Source organism: Aeromicrobium sp., from assembly GCF_047606445.1.
In the GTDB taxonomy this organism is placed as follows: Bacteria; Actinomycetota; Actinomycetes; order Propionibacteriales; family Nocardioidaceae; genus Aeromicrobium.
Genome location: NZ_JASGEK010000074.1, coordinates 1 through 5,715, shown reverse-complemented (window position 1 = coordinate 5,715; position 5,715 = coordinate 1). Strand labels below are relative to the sequence as shown.

Sequence of the window (5,715 nt, the reverse complement as noted above, 5' to 3'; positions counted from 1 at the left end):
GACCCCGAGTCCGACTGACCTCTCCCACCGCCCCAGGTCACGACTCCCGGAAGCGGTGAGTTGTCCACGTTTCGGGCTCCGTCGGTGACCGGTCCACGGTATGAGCGCTCATAGGGTGGACAGGTCACCGACACCCTGGCAAAGGTGGACAACTCACCGCTTCCGGGAGTCGTGACCTGGGGCGGTGGGAGAGGTCAGTCGGACTCGGGGTCGACGGCGCGGAGGTCGCGGTCGGCGTGGGCGGCGGCGACGTGGGCCGCGCGCACCGCGTCGCCGGACTCGATCGCGTCGAGGATCGCGGCGTGGTCGTCGTGACGGGCCGTCTCGTCGGCGGCGCTGACGATGAGGCCCTGCTGGATGAACGAGCGCACCCCGGCCATCACCCCGCCGTACAGGTCGACCATGAGTTGGTTGCCGCTCATCTCCACGACCAGGCTGTGGAACTGACCCGGCGTCGAGCCGCGCTCGGTGAGCGGCGTGCAGGAGCGCCGCACGTCCTGCTCGTGCGCCGCGCGCAAACGCTCCAACTGCTCCTCGGTGCGCATCAGCGCGGCGGTCCGGCAGGCCTGCACCTCCAGGGCGCGCCGCACGCCGAGCACCTCGGCGGCCTTGTGCTCGGTGATGAAGTCGGCCAGCACGAAGCTCACCGGGCTGCGCGAGCGGACGAAGGTGCCGCGGTGGGGGGCCGGCTCCAGCATGCCCAGGTGGGCCAGCGACCGCACCGCCTCGCGGACGGTGCTGCGCCCGACGCCCAACTCGACCATCAACTCGGCCTCGGTCGGGATCTTGCTGTTGACCGGCCAGCGGCCGGAGGTGATCGCCTCCCGCAGCTGTCGAACAGTCTCGCGCGATCGCTCAGTTCCCAGGCCGCCATTCACGCGGTCGATGCTAGCCGCTGTTGATGACGCGGTGGCAGATCCGTCGAGATCGACCTCACGGGCGCCCCGATTTGTGTTCCGCCCCGGGGTTCTGTCAGACTAGGCAGGTTGCTCCGGCCGGATCGCTGGGGCGCGCCCGCGTCCGGCGGTCTCCGCCGGTTCCTGTGAGCGCGTCCGGTCCGACCTGGCTCGCCGCTCACGGCGGGCCCAACCACCCAACTTGAGATCTGTGCTTGTCCACGCCTCTGGCTGCGAATGCGACACGCCCGACCTCGGGGGACGTGGGACCGGTAGCGGCTGAACCGCTCCGAGGTGGAGCGGGGATCGCAAACGGTAAGACGACGTAAAGGACAGACACGAGCATGGCGGGACAGAAGATCCGTATCCGGCTCAAGGCCTACGACCACGAGGTCATTGACTCCTCGGCGCGCAAGATCGTGGACACGGTCATCAGCACGGGCGCGAAGGTCGCCGGGCCGGTGCCGCTCCCCACGGAGAAGAACGTGTTCTGTGTGATCCGTTCGCCGCACAAGTACAAGGACAGCCGGGAGCACTTCGAGATGCGCACGCACAAGCGCCTCATCGACATCCTGGACCCGACGCCGAAGACGGTCGACTCGCTCATGCGCCTCGACCTTCCCGCCGGCGTCGACATCGAGATCAAGCTCTGAGGGGAAAGCGAGTCATGAGCAACTCCACCGCCACCACGCGCGGCCTCCTCGGCCGCAAGCTGGGCATGACGCAGGTGTGGGACGAGGAGGGCCGGGTCGTCCCGGTCACCGTCCTCGCCGCCGACACCAACGTCGTCACCCAGATCCGCACCCGCGAGACCGACGGCTACAGCGCCGTCCAGATCGGCTTCGGCGAGATCGACGGCCGCAAGGTGAACAAGCCCGAGGCCGGCCACTTCGCCAAGGCCGGCGTCACGCCGCGCCGCCACTTGGTCGAGATCCGCACCGAGGCCGTCGCCGAGTACACCCTCGGCCAGGAGATCTCCCCGGAGATCTTCGCCGCGGGCGACAAGGTCGACGTCACCGGCACGTCCAAGGGCAAGGGCTTCGCCGGCGTCATGAAGCGTCACGGCTTCGCCGGCGTCTCGGCCTCGCACGGCGCGCACCGCAACCACCGCAAGCCGGGCTCGATCGGCGGCTGCGCCACGCCCGGCCGCGTGTTCAAGGGCCTGCGCATGGCCGGCCACATGGGCACCGACACGGTGACCACGCAGAACCTGACCGTCCACGCGGTCGACGTCGAGAAGGGGGTCGTCCTGGTCAAGGGCGCCGTCCCCGGTCCCAAGGGCCAGCTCGTCGTCATCCGCTCGGCTGCCAAGGGAGCCTGATTATGACGAACACGATCGACGTCGACCTGCCCGTCGACCTCTTCGGCGCGCAGACCAACGTCCCGCTGATCCACCAGGTCGTCGTGGCGCAGCTCGCCGCGGCGCGCCAGGGAACGCACTCGACGCTGACCCGCGGCGAGGTCGCCGGCGGCGGCAAGAAGCCGTACCGCCAGAAGGGCACCGGCCGCGCCCGCCAGGGCTCGATCCGCGCCCCGCACTACACCGGCGGCGGCATCGTCCACGGCCCGCAGCCGCGCGACTACAGCCAGCGCACCAACAAGAAGATGAAGGCCGCCGCGCTGCGCGGAGCCCTCTCGGACCGCGCGCGTTCGGGCCGTCTGCACGTGGTGGAGTCCCTGGTCTCCGGCGACAAGCCGTCGACCAAGAACGCCGTCGCCGCGCTCGCCGACGTCACCGCGCGCCGCCGCGTGCTCGTCGTCATCGACCGCGAGGACACGCTCACCGAGCTGAGCCTGCGCAACGCCGCCGACGTCCACCTGCTGACCTTCGACCAGCTGAACACCTACGACGTCGTCAAGAGCGACGACGTGGTCTTCACCAAGGCCGCCTTCGACGCCTTCGTCGCCGCGCGGTCGGACGAGGGCGCCGAGACGGTCAAGCTGAGCGCCGCCGCCACCGGGGCCGACGCCCCGAAGGCCGTGCCCGCGAAGAAGAAGGCTCCGAAGGAGGAGGCCGTCGAGGCCCCCGCCCCGGCCGCCTTCGCCGCCGCGCCGGCCGAGGACGAGACAGCGACGCAGCCCTACGGCCCCGGCTCGAAGGCCCCGCTGGAGAACGGCGAGGCGCCCGAGGGCTACGACATCAAGGGCAACGCCGACTCGATGAAGTACCACCTGCCCGACGGCCAGTGGTACGGCGCGACCATCGCGGAGGTCTGGTTCAACTCCGAGGAGGCCGCCCAGGCCGCCGGCTTCACGAAGGCAGGTAAGTGAGAATGAGCAATCTGGGCAAGAACGCGCGCGACGTGTTGCTCGCGCCGGTCGTCAGCGAGAAGAGCTACGGGCTCATCGACGACAACAAGTACACCTTCGTGGTGCACCCGGACGCCAACAAGACCGAGATCAAGATCGCGGTCGAGGAGATCTTCGGCGTCAAGGTGACCGCGGTCAACACGCTCAACCGCAAGGGCAAGACGCGCCGCACCCGCAACGGGCTCGGCAAGCGCAAGGACACCAAGCGCGCGATCGTCAGCGTGGCCGCCGGTCAGAGCATCGACATCTTCTCGAGCCCGAGCTGAGGACTGAGCAGACATGGCAATCCGTAAGTACAAGCCGACCACCCCGGGCCGTCGCGGCTCCTCGGTGGCGGACTTCGCCGAGATCACCCGCACCACGCCGGAGAAGTCGCTGGTCGAGCCGCTGCCCAAGAAGGGCGGCCGCAACAACCAGGGTCGTATCACCGCGCGTCACCACGGCGGCGGTCACAAGCGCGCCTACCGCGTCATCGACTTCAAGCGCTACGACAAGGACGGCGTGCCGGCCAAGGTCGCTCACATCGAGTACGACCCCAACCGCACCGCCCGCATCGCGCTGCTGCACTACGCCGACGGCGAGAAGCGCTACATCATCGCCCCCGAGGGCCTGAAGCAGGGCATGGCCGTCGAGGCCGGGGTCGGCGCCGACATCAAGCCCGGCAACAACCTGCCGTTGCGCAACATCCCCGTCGGCACCGTGGTGCACGCCGTGGAGCTGCGTCCCGGCGGCGGCGCGAAGATGGGCCGCTCGGCCGGCGTCCGCGTGCAGCTCGTCGCCAAGGAGGGCTCGCGCGCCCAGCTGCGCCTGCCCTCGGGCGAGATGCGCTACGTCGACGTCCGCTGCCGCGCCTCCATCGGCGAGGTCGGCAACGCCGAGCAGTCCAACATCAACTGGGGCAAGGCGGGCCGCAACCGCTGGAAGGGCAAGCGCCCGACCGTCCGCGGCGTCGCCATGAACCCGATCGACCACCCGCACGGCGGCGGCGAGGGCAAGACCTCCGGCGGCCGCCACCCGGTCAGCCCGTGGGGCAAGCCCGAGGGCCGCACGCGCAAGCGCAAGGCCAGCGACAAGATGATCGTCCGACGCCGCAAGTCCGGCCGCTGATAAGGAAGGGAGAGCACTATGCCCCGTAGTTTGAAGAAGGGTCCCTTCGTCGACGCCCACCTCGAGAAGAAGGTGGACGCTCAGAACGAGGCCGGAACCCACACCGTCATCAAGACGTGGTCGCGTCGCTCGATGATCCTGCCGTCCTTCATCGGACACACGATCGCCGTGCACGACGGACGCAAGCACGTCCCCGTGTTCATCACCGACTCGATGGTCGGCCACAAGCTCGGTGAGTTCGCGCCCACCCGCACCTTCCGTGGCCACGAGAAGGACGACCGAAAGGCGAAGCGTCGATGAGTGCTGCTGCCCGTGAGAACACCAGCGCGCGCCGCGAGCGCCTGCTGGGCGACGAGCCCGGCGCGTTCGCCGTGGCCCGCTTCGTCCGCGTCACCCCGCAGAAGGCCCGCCGCGTGGCGGACCTGATCCGCGGCGCGGCGGTCGACGAGGCCGTCGCCACCCTCCAGTTCGCCCCGCAGGGCGCGGCGGAGAACTTCCTCAAGCTGGTCCAGTCCGCCGTCGCGAACGCGGAGACCACCGAGGATCTCGACGCCGCCGACCTGGTCGTCAGCCAGGTCATGGTCGACGAGGGCCCCACCATGAAGCGTTGGCGCCCCCGCGCCAAGGGAGCGGCCAACCGCATCCTCAAGCGCACGAGCCACCTGACCGTCGTCGTGACGCCGGCCAACACGAAGGGAGCGTGACCCGTGGGACAGAAGATCAACCCGCACGGGTTCCGACTCGGCATCTCGACCGACCACAAGAGCCGCTGGTACGCCGACAAGCTGTACAGCGCCTACGTCGGCGAGGACGTCAAGATCCGCAAGATGCTCACCAAGGGCATGGACCGCGCCGGCATCAGCAAGGTGGAGATCGAGCGCACGCGCGACCGCGTCCGCGTCGACATCCACACCGCTCGTCCGGGCATCGTCATCGGCCGCCGCGGCGCCGAGGCCGATCGCATCCGCGGCGACCTGGAGAAGCTGACCGGCAAGCAGGTCCAGCTGAACATCCTCGAGGTCAAGCAGCCGGAGATGGACGCCCAGCTCGTCGCGCAGGGCGTGGCCGAGCAGCTGAGCGGCCGTGTCCAGTTCCGCCGCGCCATGCGCAAGGCGATGCAGACCACGATGCGTTCGGGCGCCAAGGGCATCCGGATCCAGTGCTCGGGCCGTCTCGGCGGCGCCGAGATGAGCCGCTCGGAGTTCTACCGCGAGGGCCGCGTGCCCCTGCACACGCTCCGCGCCGACGTCGACTACGGCTTCTACGAGGCCAAGACCACCTTCGGTCGCATCGGCGTCAAGGTCTGGATCTACAAGGGCGAGGTCGCCGGCACCCGCGCCGAGCGCGAGGCCGAGGCCGCCAAGCGCGCCGCCGCCCCCGGCGGCAACCGTCGCGCCGGTCG

General features: G+C 69.8%; 9 protein-coding genes. 8 read left to right on the top strand and 1 reads right to left on the bottom strand.

Annotated features, from left to right (window positions below; all coding sequences use genetic code 11):
* Positions 1-194 precede the first annotated feature (194 nt).
* Complete coding sequence (locus tag QM621_RS13630; RefSeq protein ID WP_414990933.1) at positions 195-878, bottom strand: FadR/GntR family transcriptional regulator; 684 nt, start codon at positions 876-878, stop codon at positions 195-197.
* Between the two features lie 362 nt (positions 879-1,240).
* Here QM621_RS13630 and rpsJ point away from each other — a divergent pair, with 362 nt between their 5' ends.
* From rpsJ to rpsC, 8 genes are all read left to right on the top strand, one after another.
* Entirely contained in the window at positions 1,241-1,549 is a 309-nt protein-coding gene (rpsJ, locus tag QM621_RS13625) for a 30S ribosomal protein S10 (protein WP_414990932.1), read from the top strand.
* A gap of 14 nt (positions 1,550-1,563) precedes the next feature.
* A complete protein-coding gene (gene rplC, locus QM621_RS13620; protein WP_414990931.1) occupies positions 1,564-2,217 on the top strand; it encodes a 50S ribosomal protein L3 in 654 nt (217 codons plus the stop codon).
* A gap of 2 nt (positions 2,218-2,219) precedes the next feature.
* Positions 2,220-3,167, top strand: coding sequence for a 50S ribosomal protein L4 (gene rplD / locus QM621_RS13615; RefSeq protein WP_414990930.1), 948 nt, complete (start codon positions 2,220-2,222; stop codon positions 3,165-3,167).
* Between the two features lie 2 nt (positions 3,168-3,169).
* Complete coding sequence (rplW, locus tag QM621_RS13610) at positions 3,170-3,472, top strand: 50S ribosomal protein L23 (RefSeq protein WP_414990929.1); 303 nt, start codon at positions 3,170-3,172, stop codon at positions 3,470-3,472.
* A 13-nt stretch (positions 3,473-3,485) separates the two neighbouring features.
* Complete coding sequence (rplB, locus tag QM621_RS13605; RefSeq protein ID WP_414990928.1) at positions 3,486-4,313, top strand: 50S ribosomal protein L2; 828 nt, start codon at positions 3,486-3,488, stop codon at positions 4,311-4,313.
* An 18-nt stretch (positions 4,314-4,331) separates the two neighbouring features.
* Positions 4,332-4,613 carry a 30S ribosomal protein S19 gene (gene rpsS, locus QM621_RS13600; protein WP_414990927.1) on the top strand — a complete coding sequence of 94 codons (282 nt, stop codon included), beginning with the start codon at positions 4,332-4,334 and terminating at the stop codon, positions 4,611-4,613.
* Positions 4,610-5,017 (top strand): 50S ribosomal protein L22, encoded by a 408-nt coding sequence (gene rplV, locus QM621_RS13595; protein ID WP_414990926.1) that lies wholly within the window; start codon positions 4,610-4,612, stop codon positions 5,015-5,017. The genes rpsS and rplV overlap by 4 nt, the downstream gene beginning before the upstream one ends.
* A gap of 3 nt (positions 5,018-5,020) precedes the next feature.
* Positions 5,021-5,715, top strand: a 695-nt coding sequence (gene rpsC / locus QM621_RS13590) for a 30S ribosomal protein S3 (RefSeq protein WP_414990925.1), incomplete at its 3' end; no start/stop codon positions are given.